The organism is Clostridium sp. AF37-5 (genome assembly GCF_003477605.1).
GTDB lineage: Bacteria > Bacillota > Clostridia > Lachnospirales > Lachnospiraceae > Eubacterium_F.
The window spans coordinates 1-26680 of record NZ_QUDR01000002.1 but is presented as its reverse complement, the minus strand read 5'-3'; the positions used below and the strand labels follow the sequence as shown (position 1 = coordinate 26680).

Sequence of the window (26680 nt, the reverse complement as noted above, 5' to 3'; positions counted from 1 at the left end):
TTACACCTCCAACGAAATACAGTCTGCATTTGGCAGCGCAATATCTGTTGTGCTCGCCACAAACACATTGTCGTAATCAGGAACAAGAGCTTCAATAAAGGATAATACCTTCTCCTGATTAGGTTCATCCAGTTCATTAAGGTTGTCGATAAACAACATTTTATTGCCGGCTACTCGGTTAATGGCATTTAAAATAATCATGGTAACAATAACCTTTTCGCCATTGGACAGCATAGCATAATCTCTTGCCATATTGTCTTTACAAAAAATACACTTAACACCATTGTCAACGATTAACTTGACAGTAAAAGGAACGCTCATCGCCTGAGTAGTTTTAAGGATTTCGTCATTAAACACGGCAAAATATTTTTCCAACACTTTTTTTACCACGGTTCCTTTTGGGTCAGTGACTTTCACAAGTGTATCATACAACTTAGCCTGAATAGATACCTTTTCGCATTCGGCTTTCGCTTTTGTGTATACCTCAAAATCCTCTAAAGCTTTCTTTTTCATGTCAATATCTGCTCTTTTCATCGACAAAAGGTCTTCGTCAATTACTTTGATTTTAGGCTGAATTGGTTTTTCCGGCAATTTAAATACCGATAACTGTTTTTTTAAGTTCATATAATTCTGATACTTACTAAAACTATCCTGTAAAACTTCGATTTGCTTCGTCGAAGCATCTTCATACACTTTTAGTTCAGCATATTTCTTATCACCGATTGCGAGAATTTGTTTGTTCTTTGCAATAGATGCCTCTAATTCTCCTTTGATTTTTGTTTTGTCTGTAGAACAAACCAATTTTTCCGAGATTGGACAAATATTCGTATTTAAATTGTCCAGTGTCTTCTTAAAAAGGCCCATATTGCTTTTGATTGTGCTGCAATAATTTCTGACCTGCATCATCTGCTCCTGCACGGCCTTTTTGTCCGCTTTGGCTTTTTCTAAATCTTCTTTCTTAGGTTCAAAAGTATGCGCTTTCTTTACCTTTTCTTCTAACTCAGACTTCTGATTTGCCATTAACTGATATGTTTTTACTGCTTTTTCATATTCTTCTTTGGCAATTTTATTTGCCTTAGCCGCAGAAATCATTTCCTCAACTTCTTTAATAGCTTTCTGTAAATCTTCTTTAGAAAAATTAGGTTTAGAAATTTCATTGCATTTGCTCTGCTGTTCTTTCAACATTCTGTTGTAATTACGGCGAGTCGCATAAAAATCCGAATACAGTCCGGATAATTCAGCCGGACCAAATTCATATCCCAGTTTATTTTCTAATGCAAGAAAAGCATCCTCTGGAAAATCAGCTGGCAAAAAGTCAACCAAATCATCCATGGTTAATTTCTGATTTACCTTAGCATTTAAGTAATCTGCTAACTCCTGAGAAGATAATTTTTCAAATAACTCCGATGATGATAATACCCGGAAATCTTCTGCTTTCATCTTCGTTTCTTTCATTAAAGCATCGTAAAATTCTGCTTCTGTAACGTATTTGTTATCAGCTCGAAATTTATTCTGCTTCTCACGAGACAAAATACGTTCATAAGTATTTCCCTCTGTCGTAACAGAAATCGTAGCTATTGGACAACCTTCACGAATAAAGACCTTGTCCTTGTTCGTGTTACCAAACAAAGATTCCATTGCCTGAAAGAAAGATGTTTTTCCACTTCCGTTTGAAGCAATTAAGGTGCCAATTTTAGAATTTGGGATATACTCCATTTTTTCAATCCCTTTAAAGCCCTCAATTGCAATTTTCTTAATCTTCATAATTACATTCCTCCTTAATTTTAGTTTTATATATATAATATGTCTGTTAAAGGCAGTAAAAAAGCGAAGAGCCTATAAGCCCCTCGCTTTGCATTGGACGGAAAAATACTATTTAAGCCATCGTTTTAGCCATTTGCAGTCTAGCTTATAAGCTAAAAATAATATTCCAACCTGAGCTGCTGTGTATAATAAGCACAGTAGCGTTGGAAGACAGATACCCCATATGGGAATAATCAAATGGCATTTTATACGAAATAGCAGTAACACAACAGATACAACAATTCCGCTAAGCATTAATCCTTTGCTTTTCATGAAACATGCAAAAAACATGCTATCCTCTCCTTTTTTCAACTTTTATTTTTTTTGCTTTTACTTTTTTGGCTTTCACTTTTTTCTTTGTCTCTTTTTTCGCTTTAGTTGTAGCTTCTTTAGCAACTTCCTTTACGGAAGAAAATTTATTCATAATATATTTAGGTACGGTAGAGCCTCCTGCAATAATCATTGCTCCTCCATATACAACAATAAACGCTTTAATTAGGAATCTAACAATTCCCTTTGCGATTGATACAACGACACAAATTACTGCGATGAAAGCCAAAACTCCAATAATTGTAAGTAATATTTTCATAATTACTTCCTCCTTTCATCTTTATATTATTAATATGTCTGTTTTGGCTCGCCATGAAAACCATATTATAACGATTTTTTACTTTGATATAGTTGCCCCAATATCTCTCAATTTGAAGTCAGAATCCTTAATTCCGTAAGACCGTTCCCAGTCGTTCGCTAAAATTAACTCAGCCCAATCAAAGTGAGAATCTGAAAAGCCTTTCCATTTATCGTCATAAGTTCCTTCTTTTTTCCGCCAAAATTTGTTATCGGTATAAAATAAACTTTTCTGACCATTAGTATTTTTGCTTTGTGTTTCTGCTTCTGACAGTCCGGCAATACATACATGCGCTTCTAATTGTTTATGCCCCAGACAATACGTTACTTTGTGTCCAACGCATCCTCTATGTCCGGTACAATAATTTGTTTTGTAAGCAGTAGCCTCATGCCCCTGACATTCATAAAACCATGTAAATACTCCGTTGGTGCTATAAGTTCCTGTAAAACTCTTCACAATACGTTTTTGCTTTTTGTTTACATATTTAGCATCCAGCATAAGATAACCGTCTTGTTTTTTTATGGAAGAGCCATATTTGGCAATGCTTTGTAAATTATTACAATAAGCCAAATATTTGCCATCTCGTTTCGCAAGACCTTTTACCAATACCAAACTTTGCGTTTTAATAGCGTTTTCTATTTTAAATTCATCAAAATCCGCTGATTGATATACTTTACTGGCATCTTTACATTCTTCAAATGTAGTTCCTGTTTTGCTTTTGTCAGATTTCCAGTAATATGTAATACCACCTTTTGCTCCTTTCGGCACGCTATTGGCTAAATCTGGATTTTCAGCAGCATGAATTGACCAGTTACAATAAATTTTTTTGTTCAGCTTCTTTTTCTTACCGGTTCCCTTGCATCCGTTTCCGGATGGCTTTTTCTTGCTTTCTTTTCCAAAATATACAATGTCTTTATAAGATTCCGGGTCATTGCAGTAATATGTTTTATCGCATTCTTTTACTTGTTTGGCAAAATTATATTTGTTGCCTTTAAAATCCTTTTTGTCCTTATACTTACTTAATGCCCGGCAATCCATTATATAAGATTTACAATTTTTACCACTGCAATAATTAGCATCTTTTGATAAGCCAATCTGATAAATATGGGTATGGTCCCACAACTGTTCTGCAAATTTAATGAAACCATCTGTATCATCTTCTTTTGCCCCAATTTCTGAACGATAAATGCTGGTTGCCGCAATTATCGCTTTTGCATTAGAGTACACCCCAGTTATCATATAATCCGTTCCGCTTAATTTATGAGCGGCGCTTGTGTTAAACTTATCTTTTGGCTTATCAAGTGTATCGTAGCCACCGCCATTATAAAAGAAATAGTTTACATTTTTCGTTCCGGTTGATGCTGTTACGTTTCCGGAAAATGGGTCTTTTGCAGTTTCAATTTTAGTGTTTTTCTTTTGTTTCGCCACTTCTTCCTCTATTTCTTTCAACCATTTTTTGTCTTTCTCTAACAAATGGTCTTTTGTGGCTACTACAAGATTTTTCTCTTCTTTTCCATCTTCGATAACTGCAACATCACTTCCGAAGACATCAGCAAAAAGCTGAAGAACACCGGCGTAATAAACGCATTGTAAGCCTAATGAAATTGTTAATATGGCGGCACCAATCATAATCCATTTTGATACTTTCGCTGGCAGATTGATTACGTTAATAATCCCGCCAAAGAATTTACCAACAATTCCACTAATAGATTTGATTACTTTATCTTTCCCTCTTGCTACAGGGCTTAGTTTTTTTTGCAATTTTATTACGTCTTTTCCCACCTTTGTATTATCAAATTTATTTTTAAGATGTCTTTTATGACCACGGACAGTCCTGCCGGTTGCCGAACGAGTAACCATTCTTGCCCGTGTTCGCATTCTTTGTTTTCTTCTTTCCCTTTTTAATGCTTTTTTCCGTTTTTCTGCTTTTAATTTATCTGCCTTAACACGAGTTTTCATTTTTTTTACTCGCAAATGTCTTCCATATGGTTTTACAATTTTAGCAAGTCCTTTTTGAGATTTTCGTTTTGTCCAAACAGAAGCCCTTACACCTTTTTTGGCAATTTTCATATATTGATATACTAAAAAAGCCCCTTGAACAGCATCGGCTCTATAACAAAGACAAAATACCATTGAAGATAATGATTGACCAAATCTTCTTTTTGACATTCGTTCCATTTTTTTTGCATCAGTAAATTTTTTAAGTTCTTTATCAACAGCCATAACATTTTTATCTAAAAAAGAACCGTATTTAGTTAATTCATGTCTGCGCCATTTAGATGCCGTGCGTAAATCTGCATTAAACGCTTTTCTAATTTCGCATTTTGCATTTAGCATTTTTCGCAATCCTTCAACATCTTTTTCTGATATTTTTTTCTTAAATACCGGAATTTTATTTCCCGCCTTATCTTTTAAAAATTCTCCCTTATTATTCTTTTTATATACTAATTTCCCTTTTTTATCTCTTTGCTGTAGTACATTCGTTTTAATATTGCAGCGCTTCAATGCTTTATCAAGGTCTCCTAATTTTGTCTGTTTATTTAATCCCTTCTTAAGTACTCTTGCTTGTGCTCCATATAACGTAGCATTTGTCAGAGGCATCGCCCATGCCGTATAACGCTTCAATTGATGAATCGCCATAAGTGCATCTGCCTGTCCAATAGAATGTGACATAACTCGTTGATTCTTCCGAATCATTTGACGAATTGTTTTTATAGGCGCACCAGAAGAGCCGGTCGGATTTTTCTTCGTTATATTGGCATTACAAATATTTATCGGACTGTTATAAATCACACTTTCGCCTTCGTCAGATTTATTCTGTCCAAATGATTTATCTGTAAAATCATTACTTTCTGCGTGAGCACTAGATTCTTGGTTTTCTGTATTTCCAGAGGAATAACTGCTATCGTTTGACCCAATTGACACATACTCATCTTCTTCTGCCATATTATAAACGGTAGTTTTTTTCCCTGAATATGATTCATATGTTAATAGGGCCTCATTGGACGAGAAAAACTGTTCATCATTTTTTTGTGCAGCATACTCATCCGCATTTGGTAATGAACTAATATATTGCTGAGATTCACAATTTGCAGCAACATTTCTTAATTCAGACATTTCACCGGGGCTTAACATGTATGTACTTCCCATATCTGTTGTAACATAGATAGACGAATCTTGTGGAATTTTATGAATATCCCCTAACTGATAGCCGCTAGATATTTTTTGTTCTGCCGCTTCTTTACTAGTGTAGTAATTTGTAACAATTTCATTGTTGTATGTCATTGTCAGCCCTGTATCAGACAATTTATCATAAAGATGCTTTTGTTCTGATTGAACAGTTATAGGTGCTGCTTCTGACATAGATTTTGAATTAATGTACATGTTACTATCTTGTGCGTAATCAATTGGTACATTTACTTTTTCTGATTCAACAATTCCGGCGTATGCTTGTAAACCGGATTGTTCAGTATACTCCTCTTTTGTATCAACCTCTGAAACAGTTGCATTTTTTTCGTCCAATGAATTATTATTATTCGCCTCACATTGAGTATTAAATCCTTCTTTATAAGGCGTTTCAGAAAAATCCGCATGGTGAACAGATGCATCGAATGGGGAAGAATTTAATTGAGATAAAATTTCTTCTCCATTTTTGCATATTTCTTGTATGGTTTTATTTATTTTTGAAGTCCCAGTAATTTTATCATATGTAATTGCTCTCGCTCTAGCATCTGGGTCTTTTGCTCGTTCTTTTGCAATCTGCTCAATCTCTTCTATACGAATAGGGTCTTCTTTGCTAATATATTCATTTGGATTATATGTGCTTTCAAAACGTTTTTCACGTTTCTGATGCGGTTTCTTGTGTCTCTCTTTGTCTTTCTCTTTCTTCTTCTTTTTCTTTTTTACTGTTACAGTAACTTCATCTTTTGGAATTTCCTGTTTAGTTTCTTCTTTCTTAGGTTTGTTTTCTACAGATGACTTTATATCTAAATCATCTTCTTCATCTTGCTCATTTTCTTTCATATAAGCATCTAAAATATCCGGGATGTCTTGTTTTAATTGTGTAAGTTCAGATTTTCTTAATACAAAACATTCGATTCCCTGCTCATTTTCACAAAAATATTTAATTTGTTTCTTTACAGGGACAAAATCAGTATCGGATATATTTAATGCTGATAGTAAATCTTGCTTTGAATAAATATTGTATTGCGATAAAACAGTTAAATTGCCTAAACTTTTTATCTGCTCATCAACCGCCTCTAACGAGAAATTGGTTGGGGAACAATGAGGTAATAATCCACTGTTAACAAAGATTTCTATATCTCCTTGCAACAGTCCGGTATTTTCTGCAATTTTAGAACTGTAATAATCGTTAAGGTCAAATAATGCCATGAATCATTTTCTCCTTTCAAAAAGCAAAACCGGGGATTTACCCCGGCTTACATTAATCATCACGAAATTTAATAAACCGATTGTATATCCAAAGGGCGCATAAAATAATAAATACAACAATTGTAATTACTAATTGAAAATTTACTCTTTGGCTTTTTTCCGGCTTCTTTTGTTCTGAATTCTTTTTCGTGTCTTTATTGGACGAATTAAATGGTGTCTGCGATACTGCCGGAGTTTTCTTTTCTTCTAATGCGCATGCAATTGATGGGGCCGGAGAGTCGCTGGAAATATTAAACACAGAAGCGCAGGTAACATTGTAATCTTTATCCGGATTATCAATTACCCGATAATTTCCATACGGAATTTCATATCGGCCCTCAAACTGATTGGATTGGCTTAACGGGAAACGATATGTTTTTCCAGTATCAATCTCTTTGATAAAAATATAAACGCCATTTCCGTCTTCTGACTCCATGCATTGTTTCAGTGTGTTCTGGTCATATTTTTGTAATACAATTCCAATTGAGCCGGTATTTTCTGCTGCAGAAACCGTTATCGGAAATATGAACAGTGATAAAATTAACAATAATATACTTACTCTTTTCATAAATAACTCCTTCCTTGTGTAACTTTAGGACCAAATTCAGCCTCATAAGCATCTCGTTTTCTTTTCTTTTCTTCTTCCTGTTCGTAAAAAGCTTCTTGACGCTCTCTTGCCTTTATTTCTGCAACAATTGCATTGTAATCTAAATCATGGTTTTGGAACCCTAAAATATCATCAATCATAAAGGTAATGTGAATTCTGGTAGGCAGTTCTTTTAAATTGTCAGAACATAATTCCCACGAAACAGGATTTGCCATTACAACATGATATTTCCCTTTTAATGCAATTGGAATAAACGAAAATTGAATTGTCGGATAAACATCGCTTCTTTCATTAAGCTGCTGTAATTTTTGTGTATTTTCTTGCAACAATTTACAGCATCGTAATAAGTTAGAATCATTTGCGTTCTGAAAATATAAATCCGCAGTTAATACATTCCCATATCGCTCAAACTTAAAATTAGTTCTCATAAAAGTTGCTTTTGTATTTAATTGAATTGCTGTATCTTCTTTACATTCACCGGTGGAAATAATAACAGCAGTATTTGCTGTACGTTGATTATTTTCTTTTAAACAACACGCTGCTAATATTTCTGTAACAGAAAGTTCCTGTTCTGGCATAATAACGCCTCCCTTCAAAAATCTTCTAAATTTAATATGTCTGTCTGAAAAGGAAAAATCATACAAAATAGTTCTGGAGGTAGTAATTAGTAACAGTCCCCTTCCCTTCTCAGGTCTACAATACCTATACATATAGTCTGTGAAAAAAATGAGGATGGTAATGAAATATATCATTTTTATCTTAAAATCAACGAATTTTCGCCATTTTAAGGTTTATGTTGAAAAGAAAACAAAAATATTTTATAATAAAAAAGAAGGGAGGAATAAAAATGACAATTAAAGAGGTAATCGCAAGGGAAAACGTTATCATAACCTTAGACGATGGCACGGAAATGGATTCAGAAAAAACTCCGGAAGAATTGCTGTTTATTCTTTCAAAAGGAAACACAATTAAAGATTTAGACCACGATGAATTGACAAAAGCTTTTGTTGATGGCTGTGAGAAAGACATGATGAAAGCATTCGTTCAAAATTACGACTTTTGGTTAGGACGATACGAAAGTGGTTATTGGGACAAAGAAACATTCGAAAAACGATTGGGTAAAACAAAAGACCATCCTTTCCGAAGAATTTCTGATGGAGAAGAAATGTGGGAAACATTAAAAAAGAGTTTATAACAAAAAAGAGTAGACATTATGCCTACTCTTTTCTTATTATGAGAAAAAATTACTTTTCACTCGGATATGCAGTCAGAATCTTCCAACCTCTTTCCGAATTATCTTTGGCCAAAACAACACTGACATCTTCTACCATCATTGTTTTTCCGCTTCTGCGCATCAATTTACCGGTAATTTCTTCACATTCTTCTGGCAAATTAAGTACCAGTTTGGTTCTTACTGAACTCAACAACCATTCTGAAATATCACTTTGGTTTAACTCATCAGAAAGAACCATTGAAACATAGTTTTCAGCATCTTCTAAGGTGTAAAATGTAGATGCCATATTAACATCTCCATAAGATAACCTCGCTGATAACTGTGCATCATCCAAACCTACATGACACCATAAAGCATGACCATTATTGCTTTCTGCTTCTGCTAAAAACAATCCAACGGTCGACCTGATGTATGGTATTACATATTTTACTCTGTGTTCCTCGATTCTTGAATATATTGATTTTGACATAATGTGTCCTCCTTTAAATTTTTATTTAATTTTCATACCAGAGCTGTCTTGATTCTTCATTCTCAAAATGAAGTTCGCCAGATGCTTTATTTGTAAAATAGGCCTTTACAAAATAATCCGGATACATCTCATTAGACATAGATGAAAATACATGAATTGAAACATCATATCCTTTTTCAAGCAACAAATCAATCACCTCATCACAAGGCTTTTCATCTGTTGTAATATAACAACTCGTATTTCCAGATGCGATAGATTGATTTACCTTTTCAATTGCCTTACGAATCTGTTCTGGCTTCATTGCTTTATATGCCTCTTTCGCTGGCAACAAGTCCATAGTGGGAAGTTCCTCCTGCTTAACTTCAATTATTTCTGCTTTTGCTTTTTTAAATAATTTCATAATTGTGACCTCCTAAAATTTTTTACATGTTTCCAACCATATAATTACGGCTGGAATATTTTTTCTTCACTTTCTTTACCACTTCTGGACGCTCTGCCTGAGCTTTTGACAAGATAGGCATCGAAAGTTTGTTTTTCCTTTCTTCGCGAAGATTATAAGCTTCTATCACCTTCTGGTGGTAGAGATTACCCGGAATCTCCTGCTCAAAAGAAATTGTTGCTTCTTTTTCACCAATTTCAACGGAATAACAAATTGGTTCTCCGTCAAAACGGCTACGATTCAATACCTCGCAGAGATATGGAATCATTTTTTTCTTTGTTTTGAATTTTTTTCTCATTTTGTGCCCTCCTTATTGTTATAAATGATATTATTAATATGTCTGCTGAACTATAGCGGCAAAAAAAGAAGCCCCGAAGGGCCTCTCTTAATGTAAATCTGCTACAAAATCTTCCGGCTTTGTAGTCATAGCTTTATATAATTTCGTATCAGATGGAAATTCATCAATAAATGGAATCATATTTTTCCCATCATAAATCAAACCTTGTCCGTAACCACCATTTGTAATATACGAAAGCTGATTATCAGAAATCGAATAAATTTCCTGTAATGTGTCACGGTTAATCGGAGATTGTGACAACAAGTATACAAAAGTACAGTTATTAATTAATGCACGTGCTTTTTCGCTTGCTAAAAGGTCTTCCACATCTTGCGTAATACCGGTTGGAAGAGCTCCGTATTTACGTGCCATTTTGTACACTTTTTTTGTAAATTCAGCCGTACTGTCCAAATGTGTCAACAAATGGAATTCGTCCAAATAAATCCATGTTCGAATACCCCTTTTGTGGTTTTCAATAATCTGGTTCCATAAGTTGTTAAAGCAAATGGTTAGTCCCCATTCACGCATGTTATCGCCGATACCGGCAATGTTATAACTTACAATACGTGAATTTGTATTTACGTTCGTCCGATGAGAAAACTTATCAAAGCTCGTAATATACAGTTCAAGAGCCGTTGCAATTTCCGTTGCCTCCATCTCTTCCTGCCCCATTAATATTTCATATAAATCTTGCAGCGTAGGCATTGCATCTCTATCAATTGTGATAGATGGGTCTTTTATCCGCAGTTCCGTGATATGTTTCATATAATCACGATATACTAAACGTACACATCGGTTAATGATAGTTTTCTGAATCGGGCTTAACCCATACATACCGCCTAATGCAATTTCACAAATACTACATATGTAATCTGATTTTACTGTAATTGGGTCTCCCTTTTCGGAATATCCCAAATCCATATCCATTGGATTAAGATAATTGTCTTCATTAATATCAATCTTAACCTCTTCACCGCCAAGCAACTTCATCATTGGCGTGTACTCGCCCTGCGGGTCAACGATATAAATACAATCATTTGTATTAAGTGCAACCTGATACATTTCTCTTTTGGCAGAAAAAGATTTACCGGTTCCCGGCATACCCAAAATAATACCATTACCATTAACTGAGAATTTACGATTATGAAAAATCATATTTCTGCTGACAGCATGTAAGCCATAATAAAATCCATCTTTTTGCATCAATTCTCGTGTTGAATATGGAACGAACGCACTAGTTTCTTCTGTCGTTGAAAGTTTGCTCATTTCGCTAGTGGACATAACACATAATGGCAGAGAATCTTTAAAACCAAGTTCCTGTAAGGCATTCATGATACGAAACTTACATAAATGCTTTTCAACTACAGATTGAATTGTTTTAGTTTGTGAATCCAATTCCTCTTTTGAATCCGCATAGTGCATAACCAAAACATTTGTTAAAAACATTTTTTGGTCTTCTTCGGTGATGTCCGCTAATAAAAGGTCTGCATCTTTATATGCCTTTTTCACCTTTTCCGGAATTAATTCAGCAGAATAATTTCCTTTCACCGCCGTTTTTTGTGCTTCCATTACATCTTTTTTTGTTTTTGTCAATTGCCGCTCAACTAACTTTGTGGACATTGCCGGGTCAAGAGGCTCAATATTGATTGTAGTAATCATATTAATCGGCAAATCCGTAATGTCCGAAATAATTTCTGGTGATAAACGAGTAACTGTTTCATAACGCAGTTTTAAAACACAGGCATATTTTTCATCCATTCTTATATAAGATGGGCGGAAAGAGAAAGACATTGGACCAATCAAATCTTTCGTAGAAAGTCCATGCTTTTTCATATTCATATAATTAAATGTTTCTGCTTCTTTTCCATCAATATTTGCTCTGCGATAGAAATTACCCTCATCCCGATTCATAATGCTGTATAACAATTCAAGCCGTTCAATCAATGATAATTCAATCGTATCTTCATTTGATACATTCTTAATAGTCTTATTGATATTCGCTTTTAATGTATTAAATCGAGATATAGCATCTTCTACGTTTTCTGCTTCAACGCTTAATGTCAAATATTTCAAATGCTGAATATTAGAACGTCCTTCTTTTGATTTTTCAATCAAAATCTGATTATGTTCTTCACGATATTCGTCCAATGTATCGCCTTTCATTCGGCATAAAATATTTTTTTCAAATGCTTTTTTGCCCACTCGTTTATTATCAATTGTTATCTGCATCAACATAGATGGGTCTAACAAATTAACTAAATCACGAAACATTTCCAAAATCTGTTCTGCATCTTCATCGGACGAAGTTTTCAAGTCAATATCTGTCAGCCGAAAAGTTTTTGTAAAATATCCTTCCTCTGTTTCGATAATACCATCTTTATAAGCTCCTATATATGGTATTGTTTCCTGAACTGTTCGGCTGATTTTAAACTTTTTAGGACGTTTTTTTGTTACATTTTTCTGTTTCATAATAATACCCCTCCTTATTTAAAACGTTGCATTTCTTTGTCTTTTGATTTTTTGGTTTTGATTACTTTTTTCTTGATTTTATAGCCGCACTTGTAAGTTCTTACTTTAGGCGATAACAAAGTTGGCAAAGCGCATTTCGCAAACTTTTCAATATGCATCCCATAAAATTTTCCCCAGCCAACAATAACAAAAGGAATCATTACAGCAATTAAAAGAAAGCCATTTTGGTCAGACATCATTTCAATATCCGCAAAAAATATTGCTTTAATCAAATAAAAACACAAAAAACCTACGACAAGGCAGAATGCTTCTCGTGTAGAAAAAGGTCCAACTAATTTTTCTTTATACTTGCGAACATCTCTATTTATATTTATCTTTTTCATAAAAACTCCTTTCTTCCCCTGCCTAAAAAGGGAACAATACTATACTCCTGCAATGTCGTTCGCCAAACCTTGCGATTTCAATATCAACATCACTTCAGTAAAAATAACAATTAAGCAGGTAAATCCGGCGCCAATCATCGGTCCAATAACACTAGAACCATCTGTTCCGATTCCGTTTAATGCACCGCCAACAAGATTCGAGCAAACCATGCTGCCGGCATTTAAGATTCCGATAATTACAGCTCCTTGAATACAAGAGGCAAAAAATTTCTTTACATAAACCAATCCTCGGCCGGAAAATCCTTCTTGAACCATACTGATGCATCCAATAGGAGCCCATCCGCCACGAACCATAATGTCAATAATTCTTCCGTAGCATGTAGCATAAATAACTAGATTCAAAATTCGCGCAATAACATATGGGAAGAATGCTAAAAATGTAATAACCCAGTCTGTAAGAGTGCCGGAATCCGACAAAACATAACCTAGCTTATTTAAGAAATCTATAATTCCTTTTGGGGCCGGAGCCGCGCTAACCGAGTCTGCTAAGGCATTTCCGATAGCAACAATTGCCTTTAAAATGTTATAACCGTTATCCATTAATGTTTTTGCGATAAAGAATTTAATTAAAAGACGAATTACTTGTTCAAAATCAAATCCATTGCGAGTTGCCTTGTCCAACAAATCCATTAAAAACATAACAACTAAAAGGGCTTCGCCCGCTAAAGCAACTGTGTCATAAGTTGTTTTTATCTGGTCATTGATAGAGTTAATAAAATCACTTCCAGTTAAAGCGCTTTTCATATCATCCACTACACCATTCGCCACAATATACTTAAAAAAATCATATGGCGTTGTTTCACAGGCAGCATCAACACCGGTAGGATATTGACCATCCTGCTTGTAATTATCCGCTGTAACAGCCGGCTCCTTCATGTACTTTTCATACTCTTCATCAGCCGCAAATGCATGATTAACGGTTAATCCCGACAAAAAAATCGTATATATAAGAAAAGTCAGAAAAAACATTTTTATCTTTTTTCGTTGTTTACACATGCATAAAAACACCTTCCTTTCTTGTTACGTTACTTTTACCCATTTCAAAATAGTTGTTACGCTAAAAGCAATTGCTCCGCCAAATAGCAGTTTGAGTCCTTTACTAATTCCATCTGAGTTATCCTGCGCAAAGCCGAGGCCTGTAGAAAGACCACCATAAAGCGCAATAACAGCACCGATTACCTGTATAACAGATTCAATTGTTTTTAAAACATCTTTGAGCTGTGTTGAATCACCCATAAAAGTTCTTATATTTGCTAAAACCGCCCCTGCCGCTAATTCAGCAATGCCTTTTGAAAGCTGCTCTGCCTGGTCAGATGTCATAGCGATACCAAATTTCCATACACCAAGAACTAAAAAAACATCTCCAATCGTTTCTACGACTGGATATAAGTATTTGTTGCTCAATACGCCAATTTTAGCGGCCGCTACTGCGCTGTCGGCGTAACCAACAGTAATGGATAAGGTTAAAATCGTAATCAAAAGAAGAAAAGAGAAAAAAAATTGTTTTTTTTGTTCATATGTTAATTTCATTCAATTTCCCCTTTCTATTGGGCGAAACTAATTTCCCGCCCAATAAGTTATTTTTTTAATAATTTTTTAGCCTTTAAAAGCAATCCATTTCAGAATGGTCGTGGTGCTAAACGCAACCGCTCCACCAATCAAAAATTTAAGTCCACGACTTTGTCCATCCGGATTATCTTGTGCATACCCTAATCCTGCCGCTCCGCCGCCAAATAAGGCAACAACAGCGCCAATTACCTGAACAACAGTAGCTGCTATTTTAGGAAATTCATCAAGCCCAGTAACTTTACTTTTTTCATTGATTTTTGTTACATTAATCGCTTCAGCACCGGATATTGATGATGCAACCATAAGCCCAACCATCATACAAAAAAGAGCTAAGCTGATTCCGTTTCTTTTGAACCATTCTTTTGTTCTTGTTTTGAATGGCTTTTTTTCTGTTACTTTTTGTTTACATGGTATTTTCATATAAAAATTCCTCACTTTCTCCCCGAAGGGCAATATTTTTTACAGATTTAATATGTCTGTTTCGATAAGGAATTTTTAAATAACAAAAAAAAGACCCGGAAAACCGAGTCTCTTTCTGAGTATATTATACTAATTATCCTTTGTTACAATAGAATTTGCGCCCTGAACCGTAATCCAACCATGAGATTTTCTAGCCTGTGCCAGCTCATAATCAATCAGTTCTTTTGTCAAACTGTTAGAAATCTTTTTGTTCGCATTTGCTTCTGCATTGGACGAAATTTCCTTTGCTTTGGCATCTGCTTCTGCCTGCCGCTGCTTTACTTTGGCATCTGCTTCTGCTTTTTCAACAGATTTTTTGTTGTTAATCTGCTGCGTCTCGTATTCAATCTGCGCCTGCTGCTTTTTCGAAATGCGTTCATCATATTCTTTGTCAAATCCAATCTGGCTGATAACTACTTTGTTAATCTTAATTGTGTTTTCGCCGTATTTCCCATCAATAGACTCCTGCAATACTTTTAAAGTTTTTGGCTCAATCACGCTTCGATTTGTTACGTCAACCGGATTCAGCGTTTTAGATGCAGCCTTAACGGCGGATGCTACTAATGTTTCCGGAATCAAATTATCTGCATTTGTTACATTTGCATAAATCCATGCAGAGCGTTCCGGCAAAATCTGACAAGTTACGGTAATATCCGAAAACTGTACTGTATTTCGTTCGCTTGTTTCCGATTCAATAAGTGAATCCTCGTAATATTTAACATCCTGCTGTTTGTTGTTAATCAATTCAATATGCTGCACAAAAGGCATTTTAAAATTCAATCCATTCGATAATGGACGGTTATCAATCTGTCCAAATTTGGACGACACTCCGGTATAACCGGTTGGAATAATGGTAAATGACTGTCCGAGAATAACAACCAAAACACCTAATGTAATTAAACATGCCGGAATTGATTTTTTTACCTCTTCCTCTGTATAAGCTTTGTACATTATGTACCCAATCGAACTAAGTGCAATTAGCACTCCAATAATAGTTACTACTGTTTCCATTTCATTCATCCTTTCTTATTCATTCTTTTGATTTTACAGCTCCTATTTTCTTCTACATAATAATCTCCTTTCTACTAATCCCTGACGCACAAGGCCTAACGCAGTAATAGCAATTTAGTCAGGGAGTGCTGCGTTTTTTCGAATCTCTTCGATTTGCTAACCTATCCATCCGCAGATGTAATAGGACCATATATGAATTAACTCTCTCTACATACTTAATATGTCTGTTTTAAAATCAAATGAAAACCATATTATAAAGAAAATTTTTCTTACACATGTCAAAAAGGCAAAAGAAAAAGCCCCGGTTCTCCGAGGCTCTTTTTCTTATTTTTCAAAAATGACATCTTTTTTCTGTTTCGCCTTTGCCTTACGATATAAATTATATGTAAAGTTTCTCACCATTTCCTTCTCATAAGTCACAATAGCGAGCCCTTCACGAACTTTTACATCGTAATCAATGCTTTCTCCATAATAATCCGCTCTTTCTAAAACTTTTGCCAGATAAGGCAACAATGTTCGCGGATAACAAAAAGTTCTTGCGTCTGTCTTAACTCTTTCCATGTAAAAATTCCTCCTTAAATGCGGTTTAACGCATCATCATTTTTTAATGCTTCAATAATTTCCTCTATACTTCCATATTTCGCTTTTGTTCGCATCCGGCTATATAATTTTTGATATTCTACCTGATATGCAACAGCAATTGCTTTAACGGTAGGATAATCTTTTCCATACACCACATAGCAATATGGACGCTTATTCAACATTTTTAAGATAATATCGTCCAATGTTTTGTTGGGATTTTTCTTCTGATTATCCCTTACCGTAGCTTCTGACAACTGATATTCAGCACAAAGTGCTGAAAAGTTTTTCCATTCTTTACCTAAACACCAAAAGCAACTATTTTTTTCCTTGCCGGGTCTAACCGGCTTATATACTGCTTCTTCTATTGACATTTCTTGATGATAAACTCTATCCCTTAAAGTCATCCAAGAAATACCAAATGCACGAGAAACCTCTTCAAGTCCATGATAAGTCTTTCCGTTTATTGTAAAAGATTCCGTTTTGTGCTTTTTTCGAACTGGAGTATTGATAATCTTTTCAACAGACCATTTTCTTGTTAATCGTTTTTCAATAACACTTTTAGAAAATCCTGTCATTTCTTGAATTTCTTTAATTGTAAGTATTTTTCCGTTATACGAAGTATCGTATTTTAGAAACTTTTTTACAATTCCAGAAATAACTTTTGTTTGACGCCGAGGAGTAGTCTCTACCGCATTTTTTAACTTATCATAATCAACATTAAAATATTCTGCTACTTCACGCAAAGTATTAAATCCTTTCTGATAAGCAATCCACGGATAGCTACTTAACGGCTGGTCCTCCAATCTTACTACTGTCATTTTTTTAGCTCCATTTGTTTTTTTCACCATTTGTTTTACATTGCATTGTTTATTAGACAATACAAATAGCCTTCCATCAGACGACCGCAAAAACTACCTGTTTTTACAGTAAAATGTCCTTAGAAGACCTTTCTCCTTATTTTTATTTATTGCATAAAGCAAATTATTATTATTAATATGTCTGCTTAACTATGATGATAAAAAAAGAAGCCCTAATTTCTTAGGACTTCCTTATTTTTTGTAAATATGTATGACTTTATGGTGTAATTTGAATGATTTCTTTGCCACACTTTTGCGCATATTTTATGCAATTGCCGGTTCCACTGTTAGAACCATCCCATACGGCAATGACCACATCCGCTAAATCGACCATATATTCATTCCGTTTTTGCATCAACCAAGGTTTGTACTCCTCGTCCGATACTAACTTGACCGTATCAGCCTTAGAAAGAATATCTTTGTATTGCAATATACTTTTTTCCGGCCATTTACAAGAATGATTTTTACATGGAATAGCACAATGAAGCTTAATATCATATCCTTCTTTTTGTAATTCTAATACCGCTAAGGCAAAAACTGTATCTACGCCAAGCGCCATACCGGTAATAGCCTCATCACAAAGATTTCTTTTTAAAATATCCTTAAAATCATTTTTTAGCCTTACCCATCGCGGGTCTGTTAAATCATAACCATACAATTTTTTCGGGCGATGCCCGGTTACACACATTTTCATGATTGTCTTCCTTTTAAAATCGCGATTGCTTTTTTTACATGCTCTTCTTGTAATCCACCTTTGTCTATAGAATCACAAAAATATCTAGTTTGAACCAAATTTTGTTCTAACCCATATTTTACATAGGCAGCAGGCAGGAAATCATCATCCAATATAACATAATTGCAAACCTTCGATTGATTTACTTTTAACCATTCTGAGATTTCTTTTGGTCGATTCATTGAATATATTGGAGTTTTGTCAAAAATCACCATGTCATATTTACTCAATTCATTAACCAGATAATTATACATTGGACGAGTCGCTATATCTTCCCCTAATGTCCTCCACGTTGACGACAATACGATTTTGGCATTACATTCGTGATATATTTTCGCCAATTTTCTTGTATGAAAATCACGAATTTCTTGAAATTCTTCACTGCCGGAAGTGGATTGGTCGTAGGGAAAAGAATTAAGTACCCCATCTATATCCAGGAATATAATATTACACATTCGTACAACCCCATTTACTCATTTTATTAAATACATTTCCCAATGAATCAATAATCAGCAAATCTGTATCTTCATCTATCAATACATCAACCTTTTCCTCATTGATAACGACTAAATGCTTTCCTTCAAAATATGAGATAAGGTTAGCTGCCGGATAGACTTGCAGCGATGTGCCGGCCACAATTAGCATATCTGCTTTGCTAATTGCATTTGTTGCGCCAATAACCGCTTTCTCTGGAAGATTTTCTCCATACAGAGTTATATCTGGTCTAATTAAACCACGGCATTCACATTTAGGTATTTTCGACTTTGTATCAAATAAGAAATCTGGATGATACTCCATATTGCACTTACTGCAATAATTTTTTTGAGTGGTTCCATGAATTTCAAATACATTTTTACTGCCAGCTTTTTGATGAAGACCATCAACATTCTGCGTAACGATAGCCTTTACCTTGCCTGCCTTTTCTAATGCGGCAAGTACCCTATGGGTAATATTAGGCTGAATATCTCTTACATCCATTTTTTGTCGATAAAACTCATAAAAGACTTTTGGATTATTATATAAACATTCCTTACTCAAAAGATATTCCGGTTCATAGTTTTCAAATCGAACATCATGCTGATTATATAAACCGTCCTTTGAACGAAAGTCTGGAATACCGCTTTCCGTTGAAACGCCTGCACCACCAAAAAAAACAATATTATTTGATTCTTCAATATAATTTCTTAATTTTTCGTACATATCATTTCTCCTGTAATACAAATCCAAGTTCGGTTGCTCGCTCTTTGTACGCCTGAATAGCTTCATAATCGGTATATTCTTCACTTCCAAAGTTATTAATAAGTGGAAAATTCACCAAATCTTGCACCGTTACTATTTCGGATTTATATTTCTCAATTCTTTTTTTGTTACGCTGAGTAATTGCAAATCTTGCTTCCTCTTCAGTTTCCCAATAGTTGTCAAACGCCACAGGACAAGTGCCAATAAAAGATTTTTCATCTCCAAAACGATAAACATTTCCTTCAACTTCATATCCTTTTCCTAAAATAATATTTGAAATTACTCCACAAACAATCCGGTCAGTCCAGGATTCACAAAACCAAATAACATCACCTATATGCTTCATAATTATTCTCCTTTCTGATATTCACTTTCCCACCATTCTCTGCTAAATACATGTTCTGAATATATGCCGCCGTAAAAATCATCTTTAATTTTGACACTAACTGTCCTCATATCAGACAAGTTTTTATAAAATTTAACTTCTACATTAGGAAATATTGATAATATCATTTCTCCATTACTCATTTTGAAGCCTCCAGTCTGCCAATCTGCCTATTGATTTTGAAATCCATTCTTCTCTCAACCGCATCCTCGACTTGAAAAAGCAGTTCCATCTGGCGGCACATGATTTTTACATCGGCCAATTCATCAATAATATCATCTCTTGATTTATTTAAATTGATGACTTCAGATGTAGGATTTACATTTTTGCCTTTGACAAGAGCAGATTTCCTCCTGTATTTAAGTAATGCTTTTGCCAGTTCTGACATCTCCTCGATACACATATCGACCTGAGCCGGAGCCCCATATTCACAAATACATCTTTTGAGAACAGTATCTCTTTTGTTCGCATTATCCAATCTTTCTGCTGCTTCTTCTAATATCTCTACCGTTCCTTCAACTTCTCTTCCGAACGGTGGCGTTTTGTATACATCAGCATATGCTCTAAGTTTTTCTGATATATTCATATTTATTCCTCCTAACACTTCTAGTCTTCTTGTAATTGCCTCTTCACTTTAATCTCGCTAAAACCATTTTTTGTTTGCCCAATAAAAAGCATGTCTTGCTGAATAAGCGGTATTGGTTTTTCGGGAATTTTTCCTACTCTTTTACAAAAAGCTAAATAGTCCATTATTGTTAAATAAAAATCTGCTTCTGCTTCCTTTTTGGTGTAGCCCATAATCGGCAAATAGTCCTGCTCAATGTTTACATGTCCCAAAAACACTTTATCTTCCGCAGACCAATAAATTGCCGCTTTATACCCTTTGTATGGTCCTAATACTATCTGTTCAGTCATTTTCAATTTCCTTTCTTTGCGCAAATATACAAGATATACTTACTATTTTTTGTCACCTTCCATATTTAACCACCTCCTTTTGTTTTGAATTCTACTCTCTATACTTAATATGTCTGTTTTAAACCAAAAAGAAAATCATATTATAAGCAAAAAATGTATAGGTACTACTTGTAAATCATAAATCAGCATGGTAAAATATTAATGATTAGGTTGCAGAAACTTGTGATGCCTGCGACCGGAAGAGAGACCTATGGGCCTCTCTTTTTTTATTTCCAAACGGGTAGCAGAAATAAGAGTTGTATCTGTATCTCCTGTTCCCCTCAGCCTTACAATACCTATACATATAGTCTGTGAAAAAAATGAGGGTGGTAAGAAAATGTATTGTTTTTGTTTCAAAGCCTACGTGTTTTCGTTGTTTTTCTTTCTTGGTTTTTCTTATTTTTCAAAAATAGACAACTTTTTCCTTTTATGATACAATAGAAAGAAAAAAGGGGGTTATTATGGAAACTCAAAATTCAAATTTGGTTCAATCGAATAATATTTTCGAAAACGCTGAACCGTCCGACTTAAAATTTTTTGTCGTTACAACATTTTTGCCTTTCAGCCAATTCTTAGTATCACATCTTATGGAAAAATCATCTGAAATGAATAGCCTGAAAGAATGTAAAAAGGCGTTAAAGATTTACGCCATTGCTACTATTGTTATATTATCTCTTATAATAGGGATTGTTAGCGCAGTAACTAGTCCGCCCGATTCATTAACTTCAAGATTTAAAACATCTTTAGAAATGAAAGTAGGTTATAGCGAAACACCTCTTCCACGAATCAATGTACCAATACAAAAAGTGTATGCAGAAAATCCATCACTTATTGATATTGAAGAAAATGGAAGAATTACTGCAAAAAAGGCAGGAAGTACAACTGTCACTTATCTTATTGATGGGAAAAAATTAACAACAGATGTTACGATAACAAAGGTAAAAAAGAAGAAAGGGAAAAAGAAAAAATGATGGATAAATCAAAATTAATGCAGGAACGCGTTGTTTATCAGAGCAAAACAAGCAATATGCCATTGTTATATCAAATATTAGGCATTACTGGACGCGCCATATGGCCTGTAATTTTTTATATTGCTATTTATTTTATCTGGACTCGCATTTTTAATATCCGTTATATGCATCCGGATGATGTAAAAGCTGTTAAAGTGGTTGCAATTGTTCTTCTTGTTGGAGTTATATATTTAGTAATAAAACAAATAATTGTGGCATTGGATACCGTATCTTCATACCAACGATTTGATTTCATAATTACTACCAGTCGTATAATTTTTTTTGATATAGATAGAATGCAAGAACAAAATCTTGACATTCAAAAAATATCGAATGTTGCAATTAATGCTTCCAGCCGGCAATATAATTATGCGACTATTTGTTTCTCCGTTGGGAGTGAAGAATACAATATATATGATGTTTTAGACCCACAGTATGTAGTGGATATTTTCTACAAGGTAAAAGAAAAAGTCAAATTGGGCGACCAATTGCAAAACGCATATATAAATGATGTACTTACTCATCAGTCAGAAACAAATCAAGCAATCCTAAAAATGGGCGAGGCAATGGAGCAAATTGCAGCAACACAACAAAAGATACTGGAATCTAAATAAAAAAAAGGCTTTGGGCTGAGATGGCTCAAAGCTTTTTGCTTTTATTATATTTCTCCATGTGAATTGCCTGTTCCGGAGTTAATCCTTTTTTCCTAACACGATATAAAAGTGTGCTAGTCGGCATATTATAATCTTTAGCAGCCTTTTGTAAACTATCATACTCTTTCCCATCCACAGTAAAAGATTCTGTCTTTTCCATGGAGCGAATTGGTGTATCAATAATTCGACTTACCGGCCATTTTCGAGCAAGTCTTTTTTCTATAATACTCTTTGATAGCCCTGACATATCCATAATTTGTTGTATCGTTAACATCTCTCCTTGATATGAGGAATCATACTTACGCATTTTCTTTATAATACTGGTAAGATTTTTTTCGTTCTTTCGGGGAGTAATCTCAATATTTTTCTGTAGTTCCTTTAAATTAAGTTTAAAATGTTCTGCTATTTGCTGTAAATCAGCATATTCCTTATTATATACAATCCAATTTTCCATATTTGTTCTCCATAATCTTTTATATATTATAAGTATAGCCTATTTATTGAATAAATACAAGAAAAAGCCCATATTTCTGTATAGAACGTGAATTACTCGGAAACAAGTTACCGAGAATTCCCGCCCTAAATACTTAAATCTCTCATTTATCGCTTTTTTTTCGCTATTACATATTTAAACTCTGTATTGCTAATATATTGAATTCCGGGAAGAGGCAGGCTATATTTGCCAATTAAATGATTGTATGTCTTTTTTATCAAAAAATAGTCTTCTCCTTGCGCGGCCATGGTTTTTATAATTTGAATTAGGCTTTTAGCCAGTTCCAATTTTTGTATTATTTCGGTGTTCATATTGATATCTCCCATTATGAAAATATTATTATGATACCAAAAATACTGAATTTTATACTAAAAAAGAGCTAAAACACAATAATTTAGCTCTCTTTTCTTACAATATTATTCAATTGGAACACTTAAATCTAAATAAAGTTTGTGAACGCTGCTTGGCTCTCCTTGCAAAACTCGCTGTAAATATGCTTTATATCCTATCATGTCTAGTTTTCCTGTAACAATCAATTTATCAATAACCATATCTAAAATAGCTAATGTATTTTCATCATATTGATGCGACTTTTCAGAAAATGTAAAACATCCACCTTTACCAAGAACTTTATATTTTTTATCATATGGTGCATCAGAAAATTCATGCTGTAAAGTCGCTCGTTTTGATATTAACTCTCTTGTTTGCAAATCCACAACTTCCCATTGACGAGGTCTAAAGATATAATATTCACCTAAAGAATTTTTTTCCCAAAAGCTAGGAATGACAAATTGAGCAAGAAAATATTTTCCGTTTTCTTGATAAATTACCGGCTTTGATACACCATTTTTTTCTATCCAGCAAGGGAAATTTCTTTTTGCTATATTAGGATATTCATTAAATATCTCTTTCTTTGATGCAGAAGTGGTATCATAGCATAATTTTTCTATAGTATATTTATTTTGTATCGTCTCTTCACCCTGTAAAAAATGAAGAAGCTTCTTTTTCTTTCCTAATTCAAATGGAGTTGCGTCCAATAAATACCATTTGCCATTGATTTGAACTTCATTCCACATATGGTCTTCGCTACAAACAATAACACATGGGATTTCATAATGATTACACAAAACTTTAATTAAACTCGCTATCCCGGCGCAGCAGCCTTCTTTATGAGATAGAACATATCCAACATTTTGAGTTTCGCCTATGTCCTTTGCTTTATCAATATAACTCCAACTTCGATATACAAATGTTCTTAATATAAATACAGTAATAGCGTAAATTTTGTATTGCGCCGGATAAGGTTCAATATATTTCAATTTTTCAAGTATTTCATTATAACTTCTTTTGTATTCGAGTGCATCAGCATTAAAAATAACAGGATTATATAATTCATCTACATGCACTTCTATCATATATTTTCCATCTTCTTGTTTACTTAAAAGCCCTTGAAATTCTGCCCAAAAAATTTCAGGATGTTCAAGGGACAAAGTAATGCTCGCCCGATAAAAATTTTCTATTGTCATACAATCCTTGCTCACAAGTATAATTGATTCTGTATTACATACCACATTTTTTATATCAAAGCAATATGTATGATATAATGTTGTATAAATTTGTTTCTCAATTTTTGTTAATTGCTTATAATAAAAATTGTTTGGCTCTTCTAAAACTGATTCCTTTAATTCTACATATTTGCTTGACATATCATTTCTCCTTCCAAAATTCTATATTTTTAATATGTCTGCACAAAAAGAAAAATTGAAATACCCATTAGCGACGTGCGCCGCAAGGCGCACAATAAACAAAAGAGGGAACTTATCGTCCCCTCTCTTATCATTTCTTTACTTTCATTGTTTTCACAAATCCGGTCTTTTTCTTCTGAATCAGCTTTTTGTACTTCTTTAACTGCTTCTTTGGCACCTTGAATGTAGCTTTCTTATAAATTCCTTTGAAAGCATTCTTCCCGATGCTCTTTAGCTTTGTTGCCTTAATGGTTACTTTCTTCAGCTTCTTGCAGCCTTTGAAAGCATTTTTCGCAATCGAAGTAACGGTATACGTCTTTTTGCCAATCTTTACTTTATTCAAGATGGTAACGCTTTTCACTTTCTTCGATGTGCATTTCTTAACAACCGCATACTTTCCGGAAATAGCATATACCACTTTTCCTTTCGTTGCAGAAGTTGTAGCTTTTTTGGCATTTCGTTTTAGAACTATCGGTTCTACATAATCATCTTTAGAAAGAACAGGCATTGGGAAATTCGCAAATTCTGTAACAGGCTCTCCTTTTGCGGTACAAAAACGATAACTAACTACTTGATGGTGAACATCTGTTACCGATTTAGAACCTTTTAGGAAATAATTATACGAAATTGGCTCTTTGTCATCCCATGTTGCATCTAACAAATACCACTTTCCATTAATCTGAATCTCATTCCACATATGGTCATGGCTTACTACAGTCATGCAGATAATATTATAGTAATCGCAAAGAATTTTTACCATCTTTGCATAAGAAACGCAACAGCCCTCTTTGTTTGACATCATATAAGCTGCCGAACGAAGCTCGTCGTCTGTTTCTGCGTTCAAAATATTTGTTTGGTCTCTATAATAATATGTCTTTGCTACATAATCATGAATAGCCTTAACTTTTTGAGAAACAGATTTATTCTGAATTCCATTTTTGTCAAGTTCTGTGATAATTCCATTCAAATATCCTTTATATTGCAAAGCATCTGATTGGAAATTTTTCTCATTATAACTAAAAAATGGATACAAGCCAACGCTATATTTCCCGGCATTTTCTTTAACCGACGTTGCTCCAAAATTATCTATCCAAAAAATTGAAGGATTGTCTTGAACTACTGCAGATGCAGCAGTTTCAACATTGTTTTGAGTCACCTTGTCAAACGTAACAATTTTTACATTTTCAGTTTTACACTCACCTTTATCCATATCAAACTTATAATAATTATAAATTGTCGTATAGATTTTCTTTTCTACATCTGTCAGCTGGTTGTAATACCATTGATTACTTTCCATCGGTTTTTCTGCGTATGGAATTTCTTTTTCTTTTCCGGTACTTTCTACCGTCTGAGAAATGTTTGTAGTGCTGGCCTTAGAGTTCCACAAAGCCTTAATATGATAATCCATAGCCTCGCTTGTACTAATAAAATAAATGCAAGCATCTATTTCCTCGCAATACCATCCAGCGAATGAATAACCTGGTTTTGTAACCTCAAATGGTAAAAGTTTATTTTCGCCTTTGTATTTGTACTCAGTTGGTATTGTCGCTCCATTTGCCAGCGTTCCACCGTCTAAATCAGTTATTACACGATAAACGGCATTTTCATAAACTGCTTGCAAATAAAGTTCTCCGGAAGTCGTTGTATCTATTTTGGTAATCATCTTATGGTTTAATGTATTACGCCATCCGCAAATATATAAACCTTTTTTCATTACATTGGTCGGCAACTCTAACTCGTCTCCATAGGTATAAGTTTTCGGATAATCTCCAACAAACTCACCGCCAAGAGTATCATAAGTGATGCCGTAAGTGCGGTTTGCTGCTTCCACATAAACTTTTAAGTTGTTCTTCAATGCATAATTGGACGGGAAAGGAATGGTTACGGTTGAATTCTTGTCTTCACAAGTCCCGGCACTTACCTCTGTTCCGTCTGCTGTTTCTACACGGTAGCTCTGAATATAACGGTTTGTATTGCACTTCATAATCAATGAACTGATTTTTTCACCATACTCATACGTTACTTCATTTGTTTTGTCCAGCTCACGGTCGCCAAGGAAAGCGGTTGTGTCACTGTACTTTGTACTGAATGTTACCGATGGCTTTTTGTACCATGCTGCATAAAGCGTGG

At 34.4% G+C, this 26680-nt stretch carries 29 protein-coding genes; 3 read left to right on the top strand and 26 right to left on the bottom strand.

Annotation, left to right across the window (positions count from 1 at the left end):
* The 5 genes from DW019_RS01465 to DW019_RS01440 all read right to left on the bottom strand — a co-directional run bounded on the left by DW019_RS01465 (window position 1) and on the right by DW019_RS01440 (window position 8047).
* Window positions 1–1764: a hypothetical protein gene (locus DW019_RS01465; protein ID WP_118442263.1), complete on the bottom strand. Its 1764-nt coding sequence runs from the start codon at window positions 1762–1764 to the stop codon at window positions 1–3.
* 331 nt (window positions 1765–2095) lie between these two features.
* Window positions 2096–2392 carry a hypothetical protein gene (locus DW019_RS01455; protein WP_118442261.1) on the bottom strand — a complete coding sequence of 99 codons (297 nt, stop codon included), beginning with the start codon at window positions 2390–2392 and terminating at the stop codon, window positions 2096–2098.
* 78 nt (window positions 2393–2470) lie between these two features.
* A complete protein-coding gene (locus tag DW019_RS01450) occupies window positions 2471–6823 on the bottom strand; it encodes a hypothetical protein (RefSeq protein WP_118442260.1) in 4353 nt (1450 codons plus the stop codon).
* A gap of 52 nt (window positions 6824–6875) precedes the next feature.
* On the bottom strand, window positions 6876–7430 hold the full coding sequence (locus DW019_RS01445; RefSeq protein WP_118442259.1) for a hypothetical protein: 555 nt from the start codon (window positions 7428–7430) through the stop codon (window positions 6876–6878).
* Window positions 7427–8047, bottom strand: a complete 621-nt coding sequence (locus DW019_RS01440) for a hypothetical protein (RefSeq protein WP_118442258.1) — start codon at window positions 8045–8047, stop codon at window positions 7427–7429. Before DW019_RS01440 ends, DW019_RS01445 begins: the two co-directional genes overlap by 4 nt.
* A 269-nt stretch (window positions 8048–8316) precedes the next feature.
* On the opposite strand from DW019_RS01440, the gene DW019_RS01435 reads away from it, so the two are divergent.
* Window positions 8317–8664 carry a hypothetical protein gene (locus DW019_RS01435; RefSeq protein ID WP_118442257.1) on the top strand — a complete coding sequence of 116 codons (348 nt, stop codon included), beginning with the start codon at window positions 8317–8319 and terminating at the stop codon, window positions 8662–8664.
* A 49-nt stretch (window positions 8665–8713) separates the two neighbouring features.
* On the opposite strand, the gene DW019_RS01430 is transcribed toward DW019_RS01435, so the two are convergent.
* From DW019_RS01430 to DW019_RS01345, 18 genes are all read right to left on the bottom strand, one after another.
* Window positions 8714–9172, bottom strand: coding sequence for an RNase A-like domain-containing protein (locus DW019_RS01430; RefSeq protein WP_118442256.1), 459 nt, complete (start codon window positions 9170–9172; stop codon window positions 8714–8716).
* Between the two features lie 25 nt (window positions 9173–9197).
* A complete protein-coding gene (locus DW019_RS01425) occupies window positions 9198–9572 on the bottom strand; it encodes a hypothetical protein (protein ID WP_118442255.1) in 375 nt (124 codons plus the stop codon).
* 22 nt (window positions 9573–9594) lie between these two features.
* A complete protein-coding gene (locus DW019_RS01420) occupies window positions 9595–9909 on the bottom strand; it encodes a hypothetical protein (RefSeq protein ID WP_118442254.1) in 315 nt (104 codons plus the stop codon).
* A gap of 87 nt (window positions 9910–9996) precedes the next feature.
* Window positions 9997–12417, bottom strand: a complete 2421-nt coding sequence (locus tag DW019_RS01415) for a VirB4-like conjugal transfer ATPase, CD1110 family (RefSeq protein ID WP_118442253.1) — start codon at window positions 12415–12417, stop codon at window positions 9997–9999.
* 14 nt (window positions 12418–12431) lie between these two features.
* The gene (locus DW019_RS01410) at window positions 12432–12800 is read right to left on the bottom strand and encodes a PrgI family protein (RefSeq protein WP_118442252.1); all 369 of its coding nucleotides are present in this window, start codon (window positions 12798–12800) and stop codon (window positions 12432–12434) included.
* Window positions 12801–12839: 39 nt separating this feature from the next.
* Entirely contained in the window at window positions 12840–13856 is a 1017-nt protein-coding gene (locus DW019_RS01405) for a hypothetical protein (RefSeq protein WP_118442251.1), read from the bottom strand.
* A 24-nt stretch (window positions 13857–13880) separates the two neighbouring features.
* The gene (locus DW019_RS01400; protein WP_118442250.1) at window positions 13881–14390 is read right to left on the bottom strand and encodes a hypothetical protein; all 510 of its coding nucleotides are present in this window, start codon (window positions 14388–14390) and stop codon (window positions 13881–13883) included.
* A 66-nt stretch (window positions 14391–14456) separates the two neighbouring features.
* The gene (locus DW019_RS01395) at window positions 14457–14849 is read right to left on the bottom strand and encodes a hypothetical protein (protein WP_118442249.1); all 393 of its coding nucleotides are present in this window, start codon (window positions 14847–14849) and stop codon (window positions 14457–14459) included.
* A 129-nt stretch (window positions 14850–14978) separates the two neighbouring features.
* The gene (locus DW019_RS01390; RefSeq protein WP_182430998.1) at window positions 14979–15899 is read right to left on the bottom strand and encodes an SPFH domain-containing protein; all 921 of its coding nucleotides are present in this window, start codon (window positions 15897–15899) and stop codon (window positions 14979–14981) included.
* Between the two features lie 324 nt (window positions 15900–16223).
* On the bottom strand, window positions 16224–16460 hold the full coding sequence (locus DW019_RS01385; protein WP_118442247.1) for a hypothetical protein: 237 nt from the start codon (window positions 16458–16460) through the stop codon (window positions 16224–16226).
* Between the two features lie 14 nt (window positions 16461–16474).
* Window positions 16475–17299 carry a hypothetical protein gene (locus DW019_RS01380; RefSeq protein ID WP_147352999.1) on the bottom strand — a complete coding sequence of 275 codons (825 nt, stop codon included), beginning with the start codon at window positions 17297–17299 and terminating at the stop codon, window positions 16475–16477.
* A 256-nt stretch (window positions 17300–17555) separates the two neighbouring features.
* The gene (locus DW019_RS01375) at window positions 17556–18032 is read right to left on the bottom strand and encodes an SLOG family protein (RefSeq protein WP_118442245.1); all 477 of its coding nucleotides are present in this window, start codon (window positions 18030–18032) and stop codon (window positions 17556–17558) included.
* Complete coding sequence (locus DW019_RS01370; RefSeq protein ID WP_118442244.1) at window positions 18029–18526, bottom strand: HAD domain-containing protein; 498 nt, start codon at window positions 18524–18526, stop codon at window positions 18029–18031. The genes DW019_RS01375 and DW019_RS01370 overlap by 4 nt, the downstream gene beginning before the upstream one ends.
* Complete coding sequence (locus tag DW019_RS01365; RefSeq protein WP_118442243.1) at window positions 18519–19271, bottom strand: NAD-dependent protein deacylase; 753 nt, start codon at window positions 19269–19271, stop codon at window positions 18519–18521. Before DW019_RS01365 ends, DW019_RS01370 begins: the two co-directional genes overlap by 8 nt.
* Window position 19272: 1 nt before the next feature.
* The gene (locus DW019_RS01360; RefSeq protein ID WP_118442242.1) at window positions 19273–19656 is read right to left on the bottom strand and encodes a hypothetical protein; all 384 of its coding nucleotides are present in this window, start codon (window positions 19654–19656) and stop codon (window positions 19273–19275) included.
* 2 nt (window positions 19657–19658) lie between these two features.
* A complete protein-coding gene (locus DW019_RS01355) occupies window positions 19659–19838 on the bottom strand; it encodes a hypothetical protein (protein WP_118442241.1) in 180 nt (59 codons plus the stop codon).
* Window positions 19835–20281 (bottom strand): hypothetical protein, encoded by a 447-nt coding sequence (locus tag DW019_RS01350; RefSeq protein WP_118442240.1) that lies wholly within the window; start codon window positions 20279–20281, stop codon window positions 19835–19837. Before DW019_RS01350 ends, DW019_RS01355 begins: the two co-directional genes overlap by 4 nt.
* Window positions 20282–20301: 20 nt before the next feature.
* Window positions 20302–20610: a hypothetical protein gene (locus DW019_RS01345; protein ID WP_118442239.1), complete on the bottom strand. Its 309-nt coding sequence runs from the start codon at window positions 20608–20610 to the stop codon at window positions 20302–20304.
* 500 nt (window positions 20611–21110) lie between these two features.
* Here DW019_RS01345 and DW019_RS01340 point away from each other — a divergent pair, with 500 nt between their 5' ends.
* Window positions 21111–21620, top strand: a complete 510-nt coding sequence (locus DW019_RS01340) for a hypothetical protein (protein ID WP_118442238.1) — start codon at window positions 21111–21113, stop codon at window positions 21618–21620.
* A complete protein-coding gene (locus DW019_RS01335; protein ID WP_118442237.1) occupies window positions 21617–22273 on the top strand; it encodes a hypothetical protein in 657 nt (218 codons plus the stop codon). Before DW019_RS01340 ends, DW019_RS01335 begins: the two co-directional genes overlap by 4 nt.
* A gap of 25 nt (window positions 22274–22298) precedes the next feature.
* Here DW019_RS01335 and DW019_RS01330 read toward each other — a convergent pair whose 3' ends face one another.
* The 3 genes from DW019_RS01330 to DW019_RS01315 form a co-directional block, all read right to left on the bottom strand.
* A complete protein-coding gene (locus DW019_RS01330; protein ID WP_118442236.1) occupies window positions 22299–22766 on the bottom strand; it encodes a helix-turn-helix domain-containing protein in 468 nt (155 codons plus the stop codon).
* A gap of 455 nt (window positions 22767–23221) precedes the next feature.
* Window positions 23222–24511, bottom strand: a complete 1290-nt coding sequence (locus DW019_RS01320; protein WP_118442234.1) for a transglutaminase domain-containing protein — start codon at window positions 24509–24511, stop codon at window positions 23222–23224.
* A gap of 130 nt (window positions 24512–24641) precedes the next feature.
* Window positions 24642–26680 (bottom strand): InlB B-repeat-containing protein (locus DW019_RS01315; protein ID WP_147352998.1); only part of this gene is annotated, 2039 nt, incomplete at its 5' end.

What these genes read in the sequence shown, in the direction of transcription:
- DW019_RS01445 (WP_118442259.1), bottom strand. Translation starts at nt 7,430, where the DNA reads ATGAAAAGAGTAAGTATATTATTGTTAATTTTATCACTGTTCATATTT.
- DW019_RS01375 (WP_118442245.1), bottom strand. Translation starts at nt 18,032, where the DNA reads ATGAAAATGTGTGTAACCGGGCATCGCCCGAAAAAATTGTATGGTTAT.
- DW019_RS01450 (WP_118442260.1), bottom strand. Translation starts at nt 6,823, where the DNA reads ATGGCATTATTTGACCTTAACGATTATTACAGTTCTAAAATTGCAGAA.
- DW019_RS01415 (WP_118442253.1), bottom strand. Translation starts at nt 12,417, where the DNA reads ATGAAACAGAAAAATGTAACAAAAAAACGTCCTAAAAAGTTTAAAATC.
- DW019_RS01350 (WP_118442240.1), bottom strand. Translation starts at nt 20,281, where the DNA reads ATGAATATATCAGAAAAACTTAGAGCATATGCTGATGTATACAAAACG.
- DW019_RS01410 (WP_118442252.1), bottom strand. Translation starts at nt 12,800, where the DNA reads ATGAAAAAGATAAATATAAATAGAGATGTTCGCAAGTATAAAGAAAAA.
- DW019_RS01320 (WP_118442234.1), bottom strand. Translation starts at nt 24,511, where the DNA reads ATGTCAAGCAAATATGTAGAATTAAAGGAATCAGTTTTAGAAGAGCCA.
- DW019_RS01465 (WP_118442263.1), bottom strand. Translation starts at nt 1,764, where the DNA reads ATGAAGATTAAGAAAATTGCAATTGAGGGCTTTAAAGGGATTGAAAAA.
- DW019_RS01405 (WP_118442251.1), bottom strand. Translation starts at nt 13,856, where the DNA reads ATGTGTAAACAACGAAAAAAGATAAAAATGTTTTTTCTGACTTTTCTT.
- DW019_RS01430 (WP_118442256.1), bottom strand. Translation starts at nt 9,172, where the DNA reads ATGTCAAAATCAATATATTCAAGAATCGAGGAACACAGAGTAAAATAT.
- DW019_RS01395 (WP_118442249.1), bottom strand. Translation starts at nt 14,849, where the DNA reads ATGAAAATACCATGTAAACAAAAAGTAACAGAAAAAAAGCCATTCAAA.
- DW019_RS01435 (WP_118442257.1), top strand. Translation starts at nt 8,317, where the DNA reads ATGACAATTAAAGAGGTAATCGCAAGGGAAAACGTTATCATAACCTTA.
- DW019_RS01425 (WP_118442255.1), bottom strand. Translation starts at nt 9,572, where the DNA reads ATGAAATTATTTAAAAAAGCAAAAGCAGAAATAATTGAAGTTAAGCAG.
- DW019_RS01420 (WP_118442254.1), bottom strand. Translation starts at nt 9,909, where the DNA reads ATGAGAAAAAAATTCAAAACAAAGAAAAAAATGATTCCATATCTCTGC.
- DW019_RS01345 (WP_118442239.1), bottom strand. Translation starts at nt 20,610, where the DNA reads ATGACTGAACAGATAGTATTAGGACCATACAAAGGGTATAAAGCGGCA.
- DW019_RS01455 (WP_118442261.1), bottom strand. Translation starts at nt 2,392, where the DNA reads ATGAAAATATTACTTACAATTATTGGAGTTTTGGCTTTCATCGCAGTA.
- DW019_RS01370 (WP_118442244.1), bottom strand. Translation starts at nt 18,526, where the DNA reads ATGTGTAATATTATATTCCTGGATATAGATGGGGTACTTAATTCTTTT.
- DW019_RS01335 (WP_118442237.1), top strand. Translation starts at nt 21,617, where the DNA reads ATGATGGATAAATCAAAATTAATGCAGGAACGCGTTGTTTATCAGAGC.
- DW019_RS01440 (WP_118442258.1), bottom strand. Translation starts at nt 8,047, where the DNA reads ATGCCAGAACAGGAACTTTCTGTTACAGAAATATTAGCAGCGTGTTGT.
- DW019_RS01385 (WP_118442247.1), bottom strand. Translation starts at nt 16,460, where the DNA reads ATGGAAAGAGTTAAGACAGACGCAAGAACTTTTTGTTATCCGCGAACA.
- DW019_RS01380 (WP_147352999.1), bottom strand. Translation starts at nt 17,299, where the DNA reads ATGACAGTAGTAAGATTGGAGGACCAGCCGTTAAGTAGCTATCCGTGG.
- DW019_RS01365 (WP_118442243.1), bottom strand. Translation starts at nt 19,271, where the DNA reads ATGTACGAAAAATTAAGAAATTATATTGAAGAATCAAATAATATTGTT.
- DW019_RS01360 (WP_118442242.1), bottom strand. Translation starts at nt 19,656, where the DNA reads ATGAAGCATATAGGTGATGTTATTTGGTTTTGTGAATCCTGGACTGAC.
- DW019_RS01390 (WP_182430998.1), bottom strand. Translation starts at nt 15,899, where the DNA reads ATGGAAACAGTAGTAACTATTATTGGAGTGCTAATTGCACTTAGTTCG.
- DW019_RS01400 (WP_118442250.1), bottom strand. Translation starts at nt 14,390, where the DNA reads ATGAAATTAACATATGAACAAAAAAAACAATTTTTTTTCTCTTTTCTT.
- DW019_RS01340 (WP_118442238.1), top strand. Translation starts at nt 21,111, where the DNA reads ATGGAAACTCAAAATTCAAATTTGGTTCAATCGAATAATATTTTCGAA.
- DW019_RS01330 (WP_118442236.1), bottom strand. Translation starts at nt 22,766, where the DNA reads ATGGAAAATTGGATTGTATATAATAAGGAATATGCTGATTTACAGCAA.
- DW019_RS01355 (WP_118442241.1), bottom strand. Translation starts at nt 19,838, where the DNA reads ATGAGTAATGGAGAAATGATATTATCAATATTTCCTAATGTAGAAGTT.